15 protein-coding genes are annotated in these 21,398 nt (G+C 66.2%); 7 read left to right on the top strand and 8 right to left on the bottom strand.

The features are described 5' to 3' along the window. The first annotated feature begins 3 nt into the window (after positions 1 to 3). The 6 genes from ACH13J_RS14145 to ACH13J_RS14120 are packed head-to-tail and all read left to right on the top strand — an operon-like array spanning position 4 to position 9,889. A complete protein-coding gene (locus ACH13J_RS14145) occupies positions 4 to 1,008 on the top strand; it encodes a glycosyltransferase (RefSeq protein ID WP_397543995.1) in 1,005 nt (334 codons plus the stop codon). Further along, on the top strand, positions 1,005 to 5,645 hold the full coding sequence (locus tag ACH13J_RS14140; protein WP_397543994.1) for a MupA/Atu3671 family FMN-dependent luciferase-like monooxygenase: 4,641 nt from the start codon (positions 1,005 to 1,007) through the stop codon (positions 5,643 to 5,645). The genes ACH13J_RS14145 and ACH13J_RS14140 overlap by 4 nt, the downstream gene beginning before the upstream one ends. After that, a complete protein-coding gene (locus ACH13J_RS14135) occupies positions 5,642 to 6,376 on the top strand; it encodes a 4'-phosphopantetheinyl transferase superfamily protein (protein ID WP_397543993.1) in 735 nt (244 codons plus the stop codon). Before ACH13J_RS14140 ends, ACH13J_RS14135 begins: the two co-directional genes overlap by 4 nt. Before the next feature lie 28 nt (positions 6,377 to 6,404). Next, positions 6,405 to 7,364 (top strand): hypothetical protein, encoded by a 960-nt coding sequence (locus ACH13J_RS14130; protein WP_397543992.1) that lies wholly within the window; start codon positions 6,405 to 6,407, stop codon positions 7,362 to 7,364. Next, the gene (locus tag ACH13J_RS14125) at positions 7,361 to 9,037 is read left to right on the top strand and encodes a hypothetical protein (RefSeq protein ID WP_397543991.1); all 1,677 of its coding nucleotides are present in this window, start codon (positions 7,361 to 7,363) and stop codon (positions 9,035 to 9,037) included. The genes ACH13J_RS14130 and ACH13J_RS14125 overlap by 4 nt, the downstream gene beginning before the upstream one ends. A 12-nt stretch (positions 9,038 to 9,049) precedes the next feature. Then, positions 9,050 to 9,889 (top strand): glycosyltransferase, encoded by an 840-nt coding sequence (locus ACH13J_RS14120; RefSeq protein WP_397543990.1) that lies wholly within the window; start codon positions 9,050 to 9,052, stop codon positions 9,887 to 9,889. A gap of 3 nt (positions 9,890 to 9,892) precedes the next feature. Here the strand turns inward: ACH13J_RS14120 and ACH13J_RS14115 are convergent, their stop codons facing one another. After that, on the bottom strand, positions 9,893 to 11,110 hold the full coding sequence (locus ACH13J_RS14115) for a glycosyltransferase (RefSeq protein WP_397543989.1): 1,218 nt from the start codon (positions 11,108 to 11,110) through the stop codon (positions 9,893 to 9,895). A 150-nt stretch (positions 11,111 to 11,260) separates the two neighbouring features. Here ACH13J_RS14115 and ACH13J_RS14110 point away from each other — a divergent pair, with 150 nt between their 5' ends. Further along, entirely contained in the window at positions 11,261 to 12,628 is a 1,368-nt protein-coding gene (locus ACH13J_RS14110; protein ID WP_397543988.1) for an oligosaccharide flippase family protein, read from the top strand. 29 nt (positions 12,629 to 12,657) lie between these two features. Here ACH13J_RS14110 and ACH13J_RS14105 read toward each other — a convergent pair whose 3' ends face one another. From ACH13J_RS14105 to ACH13J_RS14075, 7 genes are all read right to left on the bottom strand, one after another. Then, complete coding sequence (locus tag ACH13J_RS14105) at positions 12,658 to 13,917, bottom strand: Wzz/FepE/Etk N-terminal domain-containing protein (protein ID WP_397543987.1); 1,260 nt, start codon at positions 13,915 to 13,917, stop codon at positions 12,658 to 12,660. 1 nt (position 13,918) lies between these two features. After that, positions 13,919 to 14,794 (bottom strand): CpsD/CapB family tyrosine-protein kinase, encoded by an 876-nt coding sequence (locus ACH13J_RS14100; protein WP_397543986.1) that lies wholly within the window; start codon positions 14,792 to 14,794, stop codon positions 13,919 to 13,921. A gap of 77 nt (positions 14,795 to 14,871) precedes the next feature. Next, the gene (locus ACH13J_RS14095; RefSeq protein ID WP_397543985.1) at positions 14,872 to 15,468 is read right to left on the bottom strand and encodes a sugar transferase; all 597 of its coding nucleotides are present in this window, start codon (positions 15,466 to 15,468) and stop codon (positions 14,872 to 14,874) included. A 612-nt stretch (positions 15,469 to 16,080) separates the two neighbouring features. Further along, on the bottom strand, positions 16,081 to 16,800 hold the full coding sequence (locus ACH13J_RS14090; RefSeq protein ID WP_397543984.1) for a hypothetical protein: 720 nt from the start codon (positions 16,798 to 16,800) through the stop codon (positions 16,081 to 16,083). Then, positions 16,778 to 19,219 (bottom strand): AAA family ATPase, encoded by a 2,442-nt coding sequence (locus ACH13J_RS14085; RefSeq protein WP_397543983.1) that lies wholly within the window; start codon positions 19,217 to 19,219, stop codon positions 16,778 to 16,780. The genes ACH13J_RS14090 and ACH13J_RS14085 overlap by 23 nt, the downstream gene beginning before the upstream one ends. A 134-nt stretch (positions 19,220 to 19,353) precedes the next feature. Then, positions 19,354 to 20,139: a carnitinyl-CoA dehydratase gene (locus tag ACH13J_RS14080; protein ID WP_397543982.1), complete on the bottom strand. Its 786-nt coding sequence runs from the start codon at positions 20,137 to 20,139 to the stop codon at positions 19,354 to 19,356. Then, on the bottom strand, positions 20,136 to 21,398 hold a 1,263-nt coding region (locus ACH13J_RS14075), incomplete at its 5' end, for an acetate--CoA ligase family protein (protein WP_397543981.1). The genes ACH13J_RS14080 and ACH13J_RS14075, both read right to left, overlap by 4 nt.

The following is a 21,398-nucleotide window of genomic DNA, read 5'->3' as shown; positions in this document are numbered from 1 at the left end:
TGCATGGCAAGTCCAACGGTCCTGGCGATCATCCTCAACTACCGGTCGCCGGAAATGACGCTGAAATCGCTCGATGCCGTCATGCGAGAGATGGAGGGCATCAACGGCGAGATCGTTGTCGTCGACAACGGCTCCGGCGACGACTCCCACGAAAGGCTCTCGGAAGCGATCGAGGCCAATGGCCTTTCGCGCGACGGGCGCGTGATGCTGCGCCAGACCGGTGAGAACGGCGGGTTCGGCGCGGGCAACAACTTTGCCATGCGCGCGGGCCTTTCGGACGGCACGCAGCCCGACTACTACTATATCGTCAACTCCGACGCGTTCCCGCAGCCCGGTGGGATCCGCAACCTTCTGGCGTTCATGCGTGAGAACCGAAAGGCGGGAATCGCGGGCAGCGCCATCGAGGGTGTGGACGGGACACCCCACCAGACGGCGTTCCGCTTCCCCTCGGTCGCCGGCGAATTCGAGGGGGCGATCCGCACCGGCATCGTCTCGCGGCTGCTGAAGGGGTCGGTCGTGCCGATGCCGCTGCCGGACAGGACGCAACGCGTTGACTGGGTTGCCGGTGCGTCGGCCATGCTTCGCCGCCGCATGCTCGACCAGACCGGGCTGTTCGATGAAACCTTCTTTCTCTATTTCGAGGAGACGGAGCTTTGCCATCGCGCCGCCGAGGCGGGATGGGAAACGCACTATGTCTGTAGCAGCCGGGTAACGCATGTCGGCTCGTATTCCACCGGCATGAAGCTGTGGAAACGGACGCCGCAATACTGGCTGGATTCACGGCTGCATTACTTCACCAAGACACGCGGCCCGGCCTATGCCGGCATGGCCACCCTCGCGCGGATCACGGGGGGCGCGATCTGGCGGCTGCGGGTGGCGCTGTCCGGCAAGCCCCTTGGCGACCCGCCGCATTTCCTGCGGGACCTAGCCCTCCATTACGTCCGCCATGCTTTCCGCCGCGCGGCGCCATGGCCGGAAACGAAACCTGTTGCGGAGAAATCGAAATGACGAAAGTGTCGGCAGTTCTCATCGGGGAAGAAACGCTGCTCGTCGGTTGCGGCGATCAGATGCTGGAGCGCGGTCACGCCATCGCGGCGGTGATAAGCGGGAATGCCCGCGTTCGCGAATGGGCGGAGGGCAGGGGCCTGCCCTGTCACACGGAGCTCGACGCACTGCACGCCGTTGCCTCCGGGCAAGGGTTCGACTGGCTGCTCAGCATCGCCAATCTCAGGATGTTGCCCGATGACGTTCTCGCACTGCCGGAAAAGGGTGCGGTCAACTTTCATGACGGGCCGTTGCCACGATATGCCGGCCTGAACACTCCCGTCTGGGCATTGCTGGCGGGCGAGGCGACCCATGGCGTGAGCTGGCACGTCATGGAGGCAGGGGCCGACCGTGGGGATATCCTCGCAACGCGGCAGATCCCGGTCGATGCCGAAGAGACTGCACACTCGCTCAACTCGAAATGCTACGCCGCCGGGCTGGAAAGCTTTGCAGAGCTTTTGCCGCAGCTCGAAACCGGCGATCTGCGCCGCGCGCCTCAGGATTTTTCGCAGCGCATGTATTTCGGCGCGAACAGCCGCCCCGAGGCGGGAGGGTATATCGATTTCGCGCGGTCTGCCGCGGATATCGCCCGGCTGGTACGCGCCTTGGACTTTTCGGGGTATCGTAATCCTCTTGGCCTGCCCCGGCTCTTTACCGGCGAGAACACGTTTTTCGTGCGCAAGGCGCGGCTGCTCGACGCCGAGGCGGCCGAGGGCGCCCGGCCGGGCCAGATCCTCGAACTCACGTCTGGCGGCCTGCATGTGGCGGCCGGGTCGGGCGCTGTCGCGCTGTCGGACATCGTCGACATGGCGGGCCGCCCCGTGGATCTGCGCGCCGTCCTGCAACCGGGGGGGATGCTGCCCACCATGACCGCGGCGATGGCGGCGCGGCTCACGCAGAGCGCCGAGCGGCTGGCCCGGCACGAATCCTTCTGGCGCGCCCGTCTGGAACGCCTTGAGCCCGCGAACGTGCCGCTGGCGGACCCCGCCAAGGGCGCGGCGGAGTGGTATGCACGCCGGATCACCTTGCCCGGCGGCATGGGCCCCGCTGTATCGAAAACCGTGATCGGCCTGTGGGCTGCACAAGGCGAACAACGCCAGGGCCTCGATATCGCCCATGTCACGGCCTCCGCGCCGGAGCGGCCTGAGCCGCGCATGGCAGCACCGTGGGTGCCGTTGCGTGTCGACGCCAAGCCGGGTGAAACGTTGGCGGATGCCGTTGCGGCGCTGGATGCGCAGATGACAAGGGCCGCCGATCATGCCGGCTTTGCCGCCGATCTCGGTCTGCGTGATCCGGCGGTGTCGGAGTTGCGCGTGCCTGCTGTCGCCGTATCCTGCGAGGACCGGGTGGCCGTCGAAGGGGTGTGCGTCCACGCGGTTCTGGGGACCGATGGCAGTTGCACGCTTCATTTCGACCGCGCGCGGCTCGATGATGCGGCCATCGACCTGCTCACGGCGCGGTTGACGGCGATGTTCGACCGCGTGGCGGCCGTCGCACCGGAACAGCTGGCCGTCGAGGACCTGATGGCTGTGCCGGAGAGCGAGCGGCAGATTCTACTCGACGCGTGGAACCGCACCGAGGCCGAGTATGACCCGGCACTGACGATACATCACGCCTTCGAGGTGCAGGCGGCACGCACGCCGCAAGCCACCGCGCTGGTCTACGAGGACAGCGCCCTAAGCTACGGCGAGGTCAACGCCCGGGCCAATGCCGCGGCCGCAGCCTTGCGTCGTGCCGGTGTCGGGCGTGGTGTCAATGTCGGGCTTTGCGTTGAACGCTCGCCCGATCTGGTGATCGGGGCGCTGGCGATCCTCAAGGCCGGGGGCGCTTATGTGCCGCTCGATCCCGATCACCCGTCCGAGCGCCTTGGGCATGTCCTGTCCGATAGCGGGGCGCGCGTGGTGCTGGCCCACCGGCCGACCGCCGACCACCTCCCACGGACAGGTGCCCGCGTGATGATCATCGAGGACACGCAGCAAGAGGCGCAGGGCGACGTGCCCAACGTGGACGGCGGCAGCCGCCCCGACGATCTGGCCTATCTGATCTACACTTCCGGCTCTACCGGCAAACCCAAGGGCGTGATGGTCGAGCACCGGAACGTCGCCAACTTCTTCCGCGGCATGGATGACTGCGTGGACCGGGAGGCGGGCAATGTCTGGCTGGCGGTCACGAGCATCTCTTTCGACATTTCCGCGCTGGAGCTGTTCTATACGCTTGCTCGCGGGTTCAAGGTGGTGATCAGCGGCGGCGAGACACGTGCCGCCGTTTCCGGCGCCGCGATGGCGGTATCCGATCAGCCGATGGATTTCTCCATCTACTTCTGGGGCAACGACGATGGTCCGGGCCGGCAGAAATACCAGCTCCTGCTTGATGGAGCGCGGTTCGCCGACGAGCACGGCTTTGTCGCGGTGTGGACCCCCGAGCGGCATTTCCACGCTTTTGGCGGGCCTTATCCCAACCCCTCGGTTTCGGGGGCAGCCGTGGCGGCGGTGACACGGAATATTTCCGTGCGGGCAGGCAGCATCGTCGCCCCGCTTCATCACCCCGCCCGCATCGCCGAGGACTGGGCAGTGATCGACAACCTCACGGAAGGACGCGCGGGGTTGGCCTTTGCCTCGGGGTGGCATCCGGACGACTTCGTGCTGCGCCCCGAGAACACGCCGCCCGCGAACAAGCCGGCACTGTTCGAGGCCCTTGGGCAGGTGCGCCGGCTCTGGCGGGGCGAGGCGGTGGAGTTCGAGACCGCGGCGGGCAAGATGCTGCCCGTGACAACCTTGCCGCGGCCGGTGTCGGACGAGCTGGAGACGTGGGTGACAACGGCCGGCAACCCTCAGACATGGCGCGAGGCCGGCGAGAACGGCGCGCACATCCTGACCCATCTGCTTGGCCAGTCGATCGAAGAGGTGGGCGACAAGATCCGCCTCTACCACGATGCCCTGCGCGGAGCGGGACATGACCCGGCGGATTTCAAGGTTACCGTGATGCTGCACAGCTACATCGCCGAGGACCGTGAAACCGCGCGCGAGGTGGCGCGCGGTCCGATGCGCGAATACCTGCGCAGCGCCGCGGGATTGCTCAAGCAATATGCCTGGGCGTTTCCGGCCTTCAAGCGGCCCGAGGGGGTCACCAACCCGTTCGAGATGGATCTTGGCACGCTTGGCGAGGACGAGCTGGAAGCGATCCTTGATTTCGCCTTCGAGCGCTATTTCGAGGATGCGGGGCTGTTCGGCACCGTTGCCGACGGCGTGGCGCGGGCCGAGCAACTCAAGCGCATCGGCGTGACCGAGATCGCGTGCCTGATAGACTACGGCATCGCGCCCGAGCTCGTTCTGGAGGGGCTGAAACCGCTGGCCGACGTGCTGCGCGCGTCCAACACGGCCACGGCCCCTGCCGAGGATGACTTCTCGCTTGCCGCGCAGATCGTTCGCCACGACGTGACGCATCTGCAATGCACGCCTTCCATGGCCCGGCTGCTGATAACGAACGACGAGGCACGGACGGCGCTGCGGCAGGTGCGCCAATTGCTGATCGGCGGCGAGGCCCTGCCAGCCGCGCTCGTGGACGAGTTGCACGCCGCGAGCCGCGCCAGCATCACGAACATGTACGGCCCCACCGAAACAACGGTCTGGTCCACGGCACATCGTCTGACCGGGCGGCCGCGGGGCCACACGGCGCGTATCGGCCGCCCGATCGCCAATACGCGGGTGTATGTCCTGGACGAGTCCGGCGCCTTGGTGCCCACCGGAAACAGCGGCGAGCTGTGCATCGGCGGCGACGGTGTGACGCGCGGCTACTGGCAGCGCGAGGAGCTGACCGCGGAGCGGTACGTGCCCGATCCTTTCGGGCCCGAGGGCGCGCGCGTCTACCGCACCGGCGATATCGTTCGCTGGACCGTCGACGGCGAGCTGGAATATCTCGGCCGGCGCGATCACCAGGTCAAGATACGCGGCCAACGCATAGAGCTGGGCGAGATCGAGGACTGTCTCAAGAGCCATGCGGCTGTGGCCGACGCGGTGGTCGTCCCGCGACAGGCCGGGGCCGGAGATGTCCGCCTGGCAGGGTATTACACCGTGTCCGGGGCCGTGTCGGAAGCTGACGTGCGCGCGCACCTGGCGTCCGAGTTGCCCGAGGCCATGGTTCCGCCTGACCTTGTGAAGCTGGAGTCCATACCGCTAACGCCGAACAAGAAGGTTGACCGCAACGCCCTGCCCGCGCCCGGGCGTGCCAAGCCTGCCGCAACATCGGAGACAAGACCCGAAACCTCGGGAACGGAGCGCCGCATTGCCGAAATCTGGGCCGGTATTCTGGGCCTGCCGGATATCGGCGCCGAGGACAACTTTTTCGATCTGGGGGGGCATTCACTGCTGGCCGTCCAGGCGCACCGGGACCTGCGCAAGGCCTTCGCTGACCGGAGCCTGTCGATCACCGATATCTTCCGCTATCCGGTGCTGCGGGATCTGGCCCGGCACCTCGACGGGGCGGAACAGGACGCCGGACAAACCCGGCCGCAGCCCGGTGAAAAGGCCGATGCCCAGGCCCGCGCCTCGACCATTTCAAAGCGGCGTGCCATGCGTGCCGGACGCGAGAGGCAGGCATCATGACCTTGACAGCCGCGCCCCACAAGGACGAGGCACTGGCCGAACGCATCAGGGCGTTGTTCCTGCCCAATGTATCGGTCGCCGTCACGGACCCGACGGCCGATCACGCCCCGTGCTTTGCGGCCGAGGCGCAGGTTGTCGCCGGAAGCCGTGAGAGCCGGCGCAAGGAGTTTCTGGCCGGGCGCGCGGCGGTGCACAGGGCCATGGAAAAGATGGGCATGCCCCCTGCGCCCGTCCTCCAGTCAGAGAACCGTGCCCCGGTCTGGCCGGCCAACCTGACGGGAAGCATATCGCATGGCGGGCGTATTTGCGTGGCCGTGGTGGCGCCGGGCAATGTTGTGTCGGGGCTTGGCATCGACGTGGAGGAGGACACGCCGCTCGATGAGGATCTGGTTGCCGGAGTCTGCACGCTGCCCGAACGCGCCTGGTTGTCGACACGGCCGGCCCACCTGCGCGGCCGGCTGGCCAAGCTCGTGTTCAGCGCCAAGGAATGCACCTACAAGTGCCAGTTCGCGATCAGCCGTCAGTTGATCGATTTCACCGACGTCGAGATCACGACGGACCTTGAAACAGGCCAATTCGAAGCAACCTTCGTTCAGTCCGTGCCGGGGTTTGACAGGGGCGCGCGGCTGTTCGGGCGGTATGTCGTCGAGGACGGGCATATCGTGACCGCTATCGCCGAAGAATACCGTCTATCCGCGGCGCCCGTCGAGCGGCGGCTTTCCCTTTGGTGACGGGCTGGGCGTCCGGAGGTATCCCGATATGGCAGATCGTTCCATTTTCCTGATTCTTGCGGCGGTTGTCCTGCTGGCGGCTCTGGCCGTGGCCGCATGGCAACTGGCATCGCGGCCCCCGGTTTCGGCGGCGACGATCCAGGCGGCCTATGATACACCGGCGCCGCCGCCCGCCGATGGCCTCAGGGTTTTTCACGTTGGCCACAGCCTTGTTGGCCGGAACATGCCGGCGATGCTGGCCCAGTTGGCCGGCGACGGGCACCGCTACGAAAGCCAGCTTGGCTGGGGCACATCGCTGATGGAACACTGGGAGCCGGACGAGGATATCAAGGGTTTCGATACCGAGAACGCTCACCCCCGGTTCCGCCCCGCGCGCGAGGCGATCGCCACGGGAGACTACGATGCCGTCGTCCTTACGGAAATGGTCGAGATCCGCGACGCGGTGAAATACCACAAGTCCGGCAAATACTTCGCGAAATGGGCTGAACTTGCCCGGCAGGCCGATCCCGAGACACGGATCTATCTTTACGAGACGTGGCACCGGCTGGACGATCCCGACGGCTGGCTGGCCCGTCTCGACCGGGATCTCGACCGTTACTGGATCGGCGAGATCCTTGCCGCCGACCTGGCCCGCAACAAGCCCGAGCGCCCGGCCTATCTCATTCCCGCGGGGCAGGTCATGGCGGAATTCGTGCGAAAGCTGGAAGCGCGCGGCGGCATCGGTGACCTGACCTCGCGTGAGGATCTGTTCAAGCGCAAGCAGGACGGAACGCTCGACCCGATCCACGTCAATGACATCGGCGCTTATCTCGTTGCGCTGGTGCATTTTGCCGTTCTGTACCAGGCATCGCCGGTGGGTCTGCCGCACGCGCTGACCCTTGCCGACGGCACGCCCGCCGCCACCCCCGGAGAGGAGGCCGCACGCGTGATGCAGCAGACCGTTTGGGAGGTCGTGCGCCGGCATCCGCAGACCGGGGTGCCGCAATGATCCGCCTGCTTTTCACTGTCATGATCTTGCTCGCACCCGCGCTGACAAGGGCGCAGGACGTGCCGATGGCCGTCAACCTTGCGGGTGTGAACGACTGGAGCACGCAACAGCCCTTTATCGACGTCATGAAGACGGCGCGCGGATGGATCGGCCACAAGCCGGGGCAGTGGGGCGGCGTGCGATTCAGCGAGCTGCGCGAGCGCGGATTGATTGACGAGAACGGCTGGCCAACCAGTATTCCGGGCGACCTTGCCTCGATCGGCACGCTGATCCTGACCGACCTGCCGGAAGGGGCCGAAATATATGCCGGGCGCTATGTTCTTCGGTTCGATGGCGAGGGTATCGTCGAGGTTGCCGGCGCCGCGCGGAACGTGCGCTACGGCGAGGGGCGGGTCGCCTTCGATTTCACGCCGGGCGGCATGGTTCTCATCAAGATCCAGCGGACGGATCCGCGCGGCACCGGAGATTACGTGCGCAACATCAGCGTGGTCAGGCAAGAGCATGAGGACGCCTGGCGGCGCGGCGAGATTTTCAACCCACTCTGGCTTGAACGCATGCAGGGTTTCGAGGCGTTGCGTTTCGTCAACTGGATGCAGACCAGCGACTCCCGCCACTCCGACTGGGCAGAGCGCCCGCTGACCTCGGATTTCAGCTATGCTTGGCGGGGCGTGCCGGTCGAGGTGATGGTGCGGCTGGCCAATCGGCTTGACGCGGCGCCTTGGTTCAACATGCCGCATCTCAGCGATGACGCCTACAGCCGCAACTTCGCCCGGCTCGTGCTGGAGAAGCTGGACGAGGATGCCAAGGTCTACGTGGAGTTCTCGAACGAGGTCTGGAATTGGCAGTTCGATCAGGCCGACTGGGCCGAGGCCCGGGCGCTGGAACGCTGGGGCAAGGAGCATCGCTGGGTTCAGTACTATGCCATGCGCGCCTCGCAGGTGGCGAAGCTCTGGTCCGATGTGTTTGCCGATCATCGGGACCGGCTTGTCAACGTGATCGCGACGCAGACGGGCTGGATCGGGCTGGAAGAGATGATCCTGGAGGCGCCGCTGTGGGTGGCCGAGAACCCCGGGGCCAACGCCCCGCCCTACAGCTATTTCGACGCCTACGCGGTGACGGGCTATTTCGGCTCGGTGCTGGGCACGTCCGAGCGTGTGGATCTGGTGCGTGGCTGGATACGCGACAGCCGGTTGCAGGCCGAGCGCGCCGCCAGGGCGCAGGGGCTTTCGGGCGCGGCATTCGAGGACTTCGTCGAGCGGCATCGTTTCGATGCTGCCACCCGTTGGGCGGTCGAGGAGCTCGCCGACGGGGCCATCACGGGCGATCCCAAGGGCACGCTGGATGATCTTCTCAACCGGATGCTGCCCCACCATGCGGACATCGCGCGAGCCCACGGCCTTGACCTTGTCATGTATGAGGGCGGCTCGCATGTCGTCGGGCGGGGGCCGCGCGTGCATGATGACACGCTGACGGCGTTCTTCACGCATCTCAACTATACACCGGAGATGGCGCTGCTATACGAACGGTTGATCAACGGCTGGTCCCAGCTGGGCGGGGGGCTGTTCATGCTCTACATGGACGTCTACGCGCCCAAGAAATGGGGCAGCTGGGGACATTTGCGGCATCTGGGCGACGACAATCCCAGATGGGACGTCATCGAGAGGTTCAAGTAGGCGGGGCAATCCATGTCGTCACTGACGGGTACATGCGCGACGGTCATCATACCGGCGCACAACGAAGCTGGCTACATCCGGTGCTGCATCGAGGCGGTCCTCGCCTCGGCGGGTTGCGTGCCGTTCGAGGTCATCGTGGTGGCCAATGGCTGCACCGATGCAACGGCGCGCATGGCACGACAGGTGTCCGGCACCGAACTCCGGCCCGTGCGTGTCATCGAGACGGGCAAGGGCGGCAAGCCCGGGGCGCTGCAGTTGGGGGATGATGCCGCCAACGGCGCCGTGCGGGTATATCTCGACGCGGACGTGATCGTCAGCCCCCCGCTGATTCCGTCCTTGATCCAGGCTCTTGACACCGAAGCGCCGCGTTACGCGAGCGGCCGGCCGGTCGTGGCGACGCCGGCCAGCGCGATCACCCGGCACTATGCGCGGTTCTGGCAGCGCCTGCCGTTTTTCAACGAGGACGTTCCGGGCTTCGGCATCTTCGCCGTGAACGCGGCGGGCCGCAAGAGATGGGGGCGGTGGCCCGATATCATTTCCGACGACACCTATGCGCGCCTCAATTTCGCACCGTGGGAACGGCTCCTCGTTGATGCCCGATATACATGGCCGATGGTCGAGGGGCTGTCCCCGCTGGTGCGTGTCAGGCGCCGGCAGGACAGGGGCGTTCGCCAGATCGAGTGCCGCTTCGAACCGCTCGTCCAGAACAGGGAACGGGTGCCGGGCGCAGTGGGGCGCAAGGCACTGGCGGCGTTGCGCGATCCGGTGGGCTTTGCCGTTTACGCCCTTGTTGCGCTGCGTGTGCGGCTTGCAGGGCGCGGCCGCCCCGGCGCTTGGGAGCGCGGCCGCTGAGGCTCAGCGCGGCCGTTGCACGGCGCCTCGGAAGAATCCGGCAAGCTTTTCCGCCTCGCGGTACATGTCATGCCGCTCCAACACGCGGTAACGGCCTGCAAGTCCCATTTTTTCGCGTGCCTCGACCGGGGTGGAGGACAGTGCCCTGATCGCGTCGGACAGCGCGACGGCATCGCCGGCGGGCACAAGCCAGCCGTTTGTACCGTCCTGCACGAGCTCGGGGATTCCAGCGATATAGGTGGTTATGACCGGCCGGCCGGCGGCCATCGCCTCCATCACGACCATGGGCAGACCCTCGGCAAAACTCGGCAGGATCAGGGCGTGGGCCCGATCGAGCGCCGCGCGGACATCGTCCTCGGAGAGCCATCCCGCGAGGCTGACCTGCCCGCTCAGGCCCTGCCGGGCGATTTCGTCGGTCAATGGGCCGCGCAGTTCGCCATCGCCGATGACGGTGAGATGGAAATCACGAACGCCGGCGTCGCGCAGCAGGGCCAGCGTTTCCGGCAGGATGAGCTGACCCTTCTGCTCGGACAGCCGCCCGATCGTGACCAGCTCCAGCCGTGCCCGCGGCATGGGGGAGGGCTCCTTGAAACGCGACGGGTCGATCCCGCAATGCACCACCTTGATACGATGCCAGTCGGCATGGTCCAGCCAGCGGCAAAGCTGGCTGCGGCCAAAGCTGCTGACGGCCACGGTGAAGGCCGCACGCTCCATCTTGGTGCGCAGCGAGAGGGCGACTGGCGCGTCGAATTCCTCGGGGCCATGCACGGTAAAGCTGTAGCCGGGCCCGCCGAGCGCGTTGACCAGCATGGCCACGGTGGCTGCATTCGTGCCGAAATGGGCATGCATGTGCTGCACGTCCGCCGCGCGCACCAACGCCATCACGCGGCAGGCTTCTGCAAGATAGACCAGGTGCCGCAAGCGGCCGACCCGCGATGCGCCGCCCATTGCCATCGCCAGCCTGATCGCGCGCAGGAAGCCTGCCGGCCGAAACGCAACACATCGCAATATTGCCATCAGCAACGCCGCGCCGCCGGACTCCAGCACGTATGCCGTGCGCGCTTGCTCTTCGCGGTCCTGCGGATCAACCAGCGGCAGGTCGCTGCGCCGCATCGCGATGCGGGTCACCTCCACGCCGTGCCGCTCGAGCCCTTTCAATTCGCGCCGAATGAAACTCTGCGACGGCTGCGGATAGGTGTTCAGAACATATGCAATCTTCACGAGTTCACTGCCCTTGCCCCGTTCCGCCCCACGCTACCCGCGGCACACCTCCATTGAAAGAGAGGAGCGCAGCGGCAAGCGAGATTGACCCGGCCATTGGGGGCGCATAGCGTGCAAGCCGTCATTGGCGTCAGGCGGATCCCTGAATACATGAACCGTGTCATCAATGCATTCCGGGGATCACAACTCACGGCGCGGATCCTGCGGAGCGTATCTTGGGTTGTTGTCGGCCACGCCGGCACGCAGGCGCTCAGGCTGGCATCGAACCTCATCCTCACGCGCATCCTGTTCCCCGAGGCGTTCGGCCTGATGGCGCTCGTCACCATGGTCACCGTGGGGCTGATGATGTTTTCGGATGTCGGCATCGGCCCGGCGGTGACGCGCAGCCCGCGGGGCGACGAGCCTGCGTTTCTCAACACGGCTTGGACGATCAAGGTCATCCGCGGCTGCGCGCTTTGGATCGTGACCATGCTGCTGGCGTGGCCGTTCGCGCGTTTCTACGGACATCCCGAACTCGCGCTGTACCTGCCCGTGGCGGGGCTCTCGCTGGTGGCGCAGGGCTTTCTGCCGACACGGGTGACCACCGCAAGGCGACATCTGCTGTTGGGGCGGGTGACCATGCTGGACCTTGCCAGCCAGGTGCTGGGTCTCGGGCTCATGGTCATCCTCGCGCTCTGGACACGCTCGGTGCTGGCGCTGGTCGTCGGCAGCGTTCTCAGCCAGGTGATAAAGCTTTGGCTCATGTGGGCCTTTCTCCCCGGACACCGTGACCGGTTCCAGATCGAGCGCCCGGCGCTGCGCGAGCTGATCGGTTTCGGCAAGTGGATTTTCCTCAGCACTGCGCTCGTTTTCGTCGGCACGCAAGGCGACAAGGCGGTCATGGGCAAGCTGCTGACGCTGGAGACGCTCGGCATCTACAATATCGGCTTTTTCCTTGCGAGCTTCCCCCTGATGATGGGGCAGTCGGTGGCCCAGGACGTGCTGGTGTCGGTGTACCGCGACCGTCCGCCCCACGCGTCCGCCGAGAACCGCCGCAAGCTGCGGCGCATGCGTTTTCTGATCACTGGCGGTCTGGGGCTCCTGCTGTTGCTGATGGCCTATATCGGGCCGCCGCTGGTCGCGTTCCTTTACGACCAACGGTATCACGCGGCGGGGGCGATGATGGTGCTGATGGCGTGCGGGTTCCTGCCGCAGGCGATCGGGCTGACCTATGACAAGGCAGCTTTGGCGGCCGGCGACTCACGCGGGTTTTTCCTCTACACCGGCGTCCGGTCGGCCCTGCAAATGGGGCTGCTGGTCATCGGATTGGTGAATTACGGTCTGATCGGCGGGCTCGTGTCCTACGGTGTTGCCATGCTTGCGGCCTACCCTCTGCTGCTCAGGCTGGCTCTGCGGCACAAGGCGTGGGACCCGTTGCACGATGTCGTTTCCTTCGCGGCAGGCGGGGCGCTGGCGGCCGGGGCGGTGTGGCTGCATCTCGAAGCCATCGCCGCGCTGGCCGGCGGGGCCGGGAACTGACACGCTGCCCGGCGCGAAGGCCAACCGGTCTAGACCGACTGGCGGCGTCGCAACAACCGGCGCAGCAAGGAGGGCCGCCTCGCCGGTTTGGCCTCGGGAATCGTGACGATGGGGCCGTGGCCCAGGTCGCGCTGCATCAGCGCCGCGCTGCGGACCACCGGCGTGCGCAAGTCCAGCAGATAGGCCAGCCCCACGGCGAAGACGATGCTGGCCATCATGCCGGCCAGCGCCTCCTTCTTGCGGGACGGCGTGGACGGGTAATCGGGCCAGGATGCCTCCTCCAGCACCTTGAAGCGTGCCGATTGCCCGCTTGTTTCCAGCCTATAGGCGATCTCGGCGGCCTTGCGTCTTTCGGTTATCTCGCTCTTGTCCGCGCGCAACGCAGCTAGCTCGCGCTCGAAATTGGTCATCTTGATCTCGATTTCGGGCGCCTGCTGTTCGACCCTCGATGCCTCCTGGAGGCGCTGGTTAAGATAGTCGCGCTGTTGCGTCAGGTTGTTGAGCTGTTCGGAAAAGTCCGCGCGCTGGTTCTGTTCCACGCGCGTCAGGCTGCTCTGTCCCTCTGTCTGCTCCAGCTGGCGTTCCAGCTCGATGATCTCGCGGTCGAGCGCCAGAAGCTCTGTCTTGAGCGCCTCGATCTCGCGTTGGCGTATCTCGCGGCTGAGCGGGTCGGCGATATCATTCTCCCGGCGGAAAATCGCGATCTGCTCTTCCAGTTGCGTGACCTGCGCGGCCAGCTGCTCTTCGCGGGTGGTCAGGAAATCTAGGGTTTCCCGCGCGCGGTCGCGCTGTTCGGTCTGGCTGCGCTCCATCGTGCGGCGGGCGAATTCCGCGGCGAGCGCCTGCGCGTTCTCACGGTCGGTCCATTCAGCGCGTATGCGCACCAGCGATACGCTGCCATCGTCGCGGGGGCCGGCCCGGGCCGCGGCCACGCCGTTTATGTCGACCGCTTCGCGCAGAAGCTGGACCTTCTCGATTTCCGTCAATCCACCGAGCCCGTCAAGAAGGCCGAGTGCGCGCCCGATCTCGAGGACGGACCCGCGTGACATGATCTGCTGTTCGACCAGTTGCAACTGCCGGGCCGTCACGCCGTTTACACTCTCTTCGGCAATGTCGTTCGCGACCTTCGCCCGCTCGACCTGCAGCACCGCGATCGACGTGTAGCGGTGCTGTTGCGAGAGTGCGTACAAGACAGAGAACAGCGTGCCCAGCACGGCGACCGCGAAAATCAGTCCGAGCCGGCGCCGCAGCATGTCGCGGAACTCGTCAAGCCACTCGGTCACCGTCATGTCATTTCGGCCCCCGCCCCCTGTTCAGGACGACACCCAGCAGTGGCGCCCTGCCCTCCAGCAGCGTTTCGCACTCCGTGATCTGCTCGCCGACGGTTTTCGTTCCGTCCGCGATGAGCAGGACGGCATCGACACGCGGCAGGAAAGCGAGCGTATCGTCATGCTCCAGCAGCGGGGGCATGTCGCAAAGCACCACGTCGGGCGTCAGCAGGGTTTCTATCTCGTCCAGCGCCTCGGCGGTGCTGCGGCTTTGCAGGATCTCTGCGGGGTCGGGCGGCGTGTCGGAATTCATCCCGACCGCGAGGTTGTCGGCGTAGAGCTGGAGGTACTCCAAGGGCGGCACTTGCCTGCCCAACAGGCCGGAGATCCGCTGTGTGCAGCTGCTGTTCAGGGCATCGGCAAGGCCGGGGTCGCGCTGGTTGAGGTCCAGCAGCACGGTCTTGGAGTCGCGAACCGCGGATATGCTGAGCGCGAGGTTCAACGTCATGAAGGTTGTCCCGCAGCCCGATGTCGGCGCCGTGACCGCGATGCGCCTCCATCCCTCGTTCTGCAGTTTCTGCAGCAGCCGGGTGCGCAGGATGTCCGTCGCGTTCTTGACGTTGGGGCTGCGCTCGCGCAGCTTTCTGGCCGTCGCCTGCTGCCGTCGCCACGCAGGTTTCAGCCGCTGCCAGGCGCCGAGAACCTGCAATTGGGTTCCGGGGGTGGCAGGGGTCCCGGTTGGCTCTTCGGCGTCGGTGACGGTCGTGCCCCAATCGAGCGGAAGCGGCTCCGACCCGAGGATACGCCGCCTGAGATCACGATCGAACGGCATGTCTACCTGCCGGGTTTCGCCGCGCGGGACGGGCGGGCCGCCGGGAGTGTCATCATCGTCCGGCATGAAGGATCTTTTGTATCTTTCGAACATCATGTTTCCCGCATTATGCACGGTTGTGCAAGATCACCTCTTGTAACGGGTCAATGACCGGTTCCGCGCAGCACGACCCCGATCGTCCTGAACAGTATCTTGATGTCCTCGCGCAGGGAAAGGTTCCGGTTGTAGGCGTCGTCATAATGCGCGCGTTCACTGAAAGAGCTCTCGTTGCGGCACTCGACCTGCCACGCGCCGGTGATTCCGGGCCGAAGGGCGAAGTAGGCGCGTGGTTCCCTGTAAAGCGGGAGTTGCTGGGGCATCATCGGGCGCGGCCCGACAAGGCTCATGTCGCCGGTCAGGACGTTCCACAGCTGGGGCAGCTCGTCCATCGAGGTACGGCGAAGGATCGCGCCCACGCGGGTGACGCGCGGATCGTGCTTGAGTTTCTGCGTCTCTTCCCACTCCTTGCGCAGTTCCGGGTCACGCGCCAGCAGATCCTGCAGGCGCTGGTCCGCGTCACGAACCATCGTGCGCAGCTTGACGATCGAGAATCGCCTGCCGTCCTTTCCCAGGCGGGCCTGGCGATAGAACGGGTTGCCACCTTCGAGAAAGAGCGCCACCGCCGCCAGCATGACGATGGGCAGGCTGACGGGTATCAGGGCGCACACCAGCAAGATGTCCAGCACACGTTTGCCGGCCATCCTGTATCCGCCGCGCCCGTGGCCGCCAATGACTGCGTCGGTCGCGGTCGCGGAACGGTCAACGCTTGCCTTGGCCGGGGACAAACCGGAGCCTGCTTCGGCAGGGAGCACGAAACGTGCCCGGACCGGGGGATTTTGAACATCTATGTTGGCCATGTTTACCCGTCTCGCTTCAATCGTTCTCCGGCTCCCCGCCGTCTACGGAGGACGGGGCCGATACCCTCATTTCGTCGGCAACTTTCGGGACCGTTTCCTCTTTGGCCGCGTACCGCGTAACGACGGCCGCGCCTTGGGGGCCCGCCGCCTTATTTCCGCCCAATTATCGCCATGTTGAAGGCTAACGACGGGGCGCTTTTGATAAACGATTTGTAAAGAAACAGACTGTTTCCATGCGCCGGCGTAATGATTTTAGTGTATTGAAAAATTTATATAATTTCTGGAGCGAGGATCGGGTCGGAAGTGCTGACCGCCATCAATTCACCGATGTGAACCGAAACAACGACGGCCCAGTTTGCGGCACTGTTTCGCCACAATCAGGCCACGATGGTGACTCGGTTCACGATATGGCGCTCGGTACGCGCAACGAAGGGTCGTTCAGGGGGGGCGCCGGGTTCAATCCGTGGTGACGACGACCGGGCAGCGCGCCGCGTCAAGCACCCTGCCCGTGGCGGGCAGGGTTCCGGGATCGGCCGCAATGATAACGGCGGCCGGGCTGAGCGTTTCAAGTTGCCGCAAAAGCTCCTCGCGGTCATGGAACCGCCGGGTTTCGAACTCGGAATGCAAGGCCGCCGGCCTGTCTTCGTCGCTGGCGCAAAGAACGACCAGGCGTTTGCCGAGTCCCGCGGCAAGCGGCGCGGCAAAGGCTGGAGGCTGGTGCCCCTTGCCCAGCACGAGCACGACACTGCCGCTGTCGCGCATGGCGCGCCGGAAACCCAGGATGACGACATCGCCCTGCCCGGAAGATTGCAGGACGACCTCTGAAAGACGGCCTTCGAGTGCATTGAACCGGGCGGCAACCCTGGCCGTCCGCGCCAGCCCGGTCAGTCGTTCCTCGAACCGGCGCGCGTCAGCCTCGTAGGCCCGCAGCATTTCGGTTCGGCTGATCGCGCTGGCCTGGTCCCCCGAGTAGGTCACCACCCGGGCGCGCGGGCGTCCCGCCGCCGTGAGGATGCCCTCATCCCGCACGAGAAGCCCGTGCAGCTCTGCCTCGACCTGCCGTGCGAGCGCGACCGCGAGCGACAGCGCGCCCTCGGCGTCCGCATAGCATGTCGCCCCGAGAACCACGCGGAAGTGCTTGGCCGGGCGGGGGTCAATCGGCGTCCGGCTGGCCATCGCGGGCCTCCTTGACAAAGCGTTTGCGGATCTCTGCAAAGGCCGTCAGCCTGTCCTCGACGCGGCGGTTCAGCGTGCCTTGGGCGAAGGTGCCGTCAGCGCCGCGGGCGCCCGGCGGCAGTCCGGTCATGATGGTGAGCCCGTCTTCAATGCGCCGCATCGGAATGATCTGGAACCTCTCCGCCTCGACGGCGTCGACGACCCGCTGGCGCAGGCACAGGTTCTTGACGTTGGCGGCCGGGATCAGGACACCCTGCCGCCCGGTCAGGCCGCGGGCCGCGCATATGTCGAAGAAGCCTTCGATCTTTTCGTTGACCCCGCCGATTGCCTGAATGTCACCGAACTGGTTCACCGAACCCGTGATCGCGAAGGACTGGTCGATCGGCGCGTCGGCGAGCGCGGACAACAGCGCGATCAGTTCAGCGGCCGAGGCGCTGTCACCGTCGACACCGCCATAGCTCTGCTCGAAAACGAGGCTTGCCCAAAGCGACATGGGCGCCCCGGTGGCATACGTGGCGGCAAGGTAGCCTTGGAGGATCAGCATTCCCTTGGAGTGGATCGGTCCGCCGAGTTCCGTTTCGCGTTCGATATCCACCAGCTTGCCGGTGCCCGGCCGCACGCGCGCGGTCAGCCGCGAAGGCCGCCCGAACATGTAACCCCCGACCTGAAGCACAGACAGGGCATTGATCTGGCCGGCCTGCGCGCCCTCCGTGTCGATCATAACCGTGTCGCGGGTGATGGCCTCGTGGCTCATCTCGCGCAGTCGCCCGGCGCGGCGCTCGCGTTCGGCCACCATCCGGGCGATGTCGTCGCCGCCGATCCGGTCCGCCGCGCGCTTGCCGGCCCAGAAGTCGGCCTCCCGGATCATGTCGGTCAGCGCGCCGTTGTTCAGCGACAGCCGCTCGGCGTCGCCGGTGGCGCGCAGCCCTTCCAGGATCAGCGCGGCAACCGCCGCCGCGTCGAGCGGGCGTGTTCCCGCCTCCTGCGCGATGCCGGCGATCAGCCGGGCATAGCCCGTGCGGCTGGCGTCGTCGAAACCTAGCCGGTCGTCGAGATCCGCCTCGATCTTGAACAGTTGGGGGAAATCCGGGTCGAGCGCGGACAGCAGGTAGTAATGCAGCCGCTCGCCCACGAGGATCACGCGCGTGCTCAGCGGCACCGGGTCCGGCTCCAGCGATACCGTCGACGTCAGGCCAAGCCGTTCACCCGGCGAATAGATCGAGATCACGCCGGTGCGCAGGCACCGCTTGAGGGCGTCCCATGCCATCGGTTCGGACAGCACCTGCCGGGCGTCGAGAACAAGGTAACCGCCGTTCGCGCGGTGCAGCGCACCGGGCTTTATCAGCGTGAAGTTGGTGACGAGCGCCCCCATCTGCGAGGCGTATTCAACGCGCCCTATAAGGTTGGCCAGCGTCGGCAGATCCTCCTTGACAACCGGCGCCCCGGTGTCCTCCGCCCCGTAGGAGACCATGACATTGACCGCGTAGCGCTGGAATTGCGGCTTTTCGTAGTGGCGCGTCGTGGCCACCGGAAACGGACCGGACTCGGACTGGTCCTGATCGTGCAGGAACAGTTGTGCGTTGTCGATCAGGTCTCGGCGCACCGCCTCTAGATAGCTCTTGAGGGCGGCATGGTGCCCGAACGCCTCGATCACCTCGCCGATCGCGGTGTCGACCCCGCCGGTTGCCATGTCCTTGTTGAGTTGCTCCACCTCGCGGCGGTGCGATTTCTGTTGCTTGGGAACCGAGCTGAGGACCGAGGACAATTCCTGCTGTGTCTGCTCGATGGCGTTTTCCAGCGTCTCGCGATCCTCGTCGGAAAGAGCGTCATACTGTTCCTGGCTCATCACCTCGCCGTCACGCATGCCCGCGAACGAAAACCCCATGGGCGTGCGCAGGATGGCCACGTTGCGCTGTCTCGCGTTCTCGAACACCTCGCTCATGGCGCTTTCGTGGGTGCTGGAATAGCGTTCCTCGATCGCGCGGCGTCTTGTCTGGTATTCCTCGGACTCGAACAGCGCGGGCATGTCGTTGGCCAGCTCGTCTATCAGCGACTCCATGGCCGCGCTGAACCGGTCCGCCTCGCCCTGCGGCAGCTGGATTGCCGTCGGCTTGTGCGGCGCGTCGAAATTGTTGACGTAGATCCAGTCGCTCGGGCAGGGCATGGTTGCGGCGGCTTCGCCGATGATGGACCGCGTCATCGCGTGGCGACCGGTCCCGGGCGGGCCCAGAACGAAGGCGTTGAAATCGCCATGCGGGATAGTGGCTGCCATGCGCAGGGCATCGACGCTGCGCTCCTGCCCCAGCCACCCTGTTCCCGGCGTCAGCTTGTCGGTCGTGTCGAAATCGAAATCATCTGCCGAAACGGCCGCGCGCAGCGCCCGGGGTGGCAATGGGTCGGGTTTGTCGGTGCCGGCCATGGTCACTCCGCGTCTGGAAATGTCCGCGGCCCGATCCTATGCCAGTGTGCCCCTGTCGGCCAAACGGTTTCCTGCCGCCCCGCGCCGGCGCCCCGGTTCAGCGGGGGGTGCCGGAGCGGCAGGACCCTGACAGCCTACTTTCCCTTCCAGACCGGGTCGCGCTTTTCCGCGAAGGCGCGGGCGCCCTCCATCTGGTCCTCGGAGTCGTAGAGCACGTCCACGGTTTCGAACTGGCGCCGTGTGATGCGGTTCATCGCATCCTGGAAAGTCATGGCCTCGGCCTCGCGCACGATCTCCTTGATCGCGGCGTAGACGAGCGGCGGGCCCGAGGCGAGGTGATCGGCCAGCGCGCGCGCCTCGTCCATCAACTGGGCCGATGGATGCACCCGGTTGACCATGCCCCAGCGGGCCGCCTCCTCCGCGTCGATCCAGCGGCCCGTGAGCAGCATTTCCATGGCGATGTGATAGGGGATGCGCTTGGGCAGCTTGATGCTGGCGGCGTCCGCCACTGTTCCCGACCGGATCTCGGGCAGGGCGAACTGCGCGTGATCGGCGGACAGGATGATGTCGGCCGACAGCGCCCATTCCAGCCCGCCGCCGCAACATATGCCGTTCACCGCCGCGACGACGGGCTTGTTCATCGCCCGCATCTCCTGCAAGCCGCCGAAACCGCCCGCGCCGTAGTCGTCATCCACCGCGTCGCCCTCTGCCGCGGCCTTGAGATCCCAGCCGGGGCAGAAGAACTTCTCTCCCGCGCCGGTTATCAGGGCAACGCGCATCTCGGGGTCGTCGCGGAACTGCTTGAACACGTCGCCCAGAATGCGGCTGGTGGCAAGGTCGATCGCGTTGGCCTTGGGGCGGTCGAGCGTCACCTCGAGAACGCGGCCCCGGCGTTCCGTCTTTACTGGGGTGTCGGTCATTGGTCTCCTCCGATCCTGATGAGTGCGTCCGCGGCAACGGCCCGGTCGGGCGTGCACAGCAGCGGGTTGATCTCGACCTCGTCGAGGTCTGCGGCATGCGCCTCGACGTAAGCCTGTACCCCGAGAATGGCGCGGACAATGGCGGCGCGGTCGGCCCCCGGCCTGCCGCGGTATCCTGCCAGCATGGGCGCGATGCGCAGCCGGTCGAGCGCGCCGAGGATGCCGGCCTCGTCGACGGGTAGCAGCATCGACACGCCGTCGGCGATCAGCTCGGTCAGGGTGCCGCCGGCGCCGAGTGTCAGCACGAAGCCGTGCGCGGGGTCGCGCACGACGCCCACCAGCAGTTCGGCCACCGCGTCACCGACCATTTCCTCTACCAGCCACGTATCGCACGGCATTCGTCGCGCGGCCTCCAGCGCGGTCTCGACGTCGTTGCGCGCGAAGGCCACGCCGCCGGCTTCTGTCTTGTGGGCAAGCCCCTCCGCCTTGATTACCAGCGGCAGGCCGATGTCGCGGGCGGCCGCGGCAAGCTCGGTCTCGTTGCCCGCGCGCAGCGATGCCGGAACCGTCACCCCGTCCCGTGCAAGGGCGGACTTGGCCTGCGCTTCGGAAAGGGTGCGCAAGCCCGAGGGTGCCCCCGGCAGGATGAGCGGCGCGGCCGGTCCGGATGCCTGCCCGATCCGGGCGGCGGCCTCGATGGCGACGAGCGTCTCGTCCAGCCCCTGCATCGGGATCATCCCGTGCGCCGAGATGCGCTCTGCCACGGACTCCGACATGGCGTCCGGCAGGGTCGCGACCACCGCGAGCGGTTTGCCGGCGGCCTTCGTGGCGCGCGCGCCCGCCTCGTACAGGCATTCCCACGCGGACGGGTCGCAGCGGTCCTCGCGGGGAAAATCCGCGATCAGGCAGCCAAGCGCGGTATCCCCCTGCATCGCAGCCGTGAAGGTTTCAGCCATGCGCGGCACGTCGGTCCAGATGAAGGTATGGTAATCCAGCGGGTTCGCCAGCGCCACCATCGGCCCGAGCGCGGCGCGAAGGCGGTCCGTCTGCGCCGCCGAGAGCGGGGGGAACACCACGTCCCGCCCGACCGCGCTGTCGGCCATCAGGCTCGCCTCGCCGCCGGAGCAGGACATCGACACGATCCTGTTGGAAGGCAGGGGCCCAGCGAAGTGCAGCAGCTTGAGCGTTTCCAGCAGGTCGGGCAGTGCCTCGACCTGCGCGATGCCGAGCCGGGAAAGGAGGGCGCGCGCGCCCGCGTC

It is taken from the genome of Roseovarius salis, from assembly GCF_044472985.1.
Taxonomy (GTDB): Bacteria; Pseudomonadota; Alphaproteobacteria; order Rhodobacterales; family Rhodobacteraceae; genus Roseovarius; species Roseovarius salis.
Note: the sequence above shows the minus strand (reverse complement) of the source record. Positions and strands in the feature narration are given on the sequence as shown.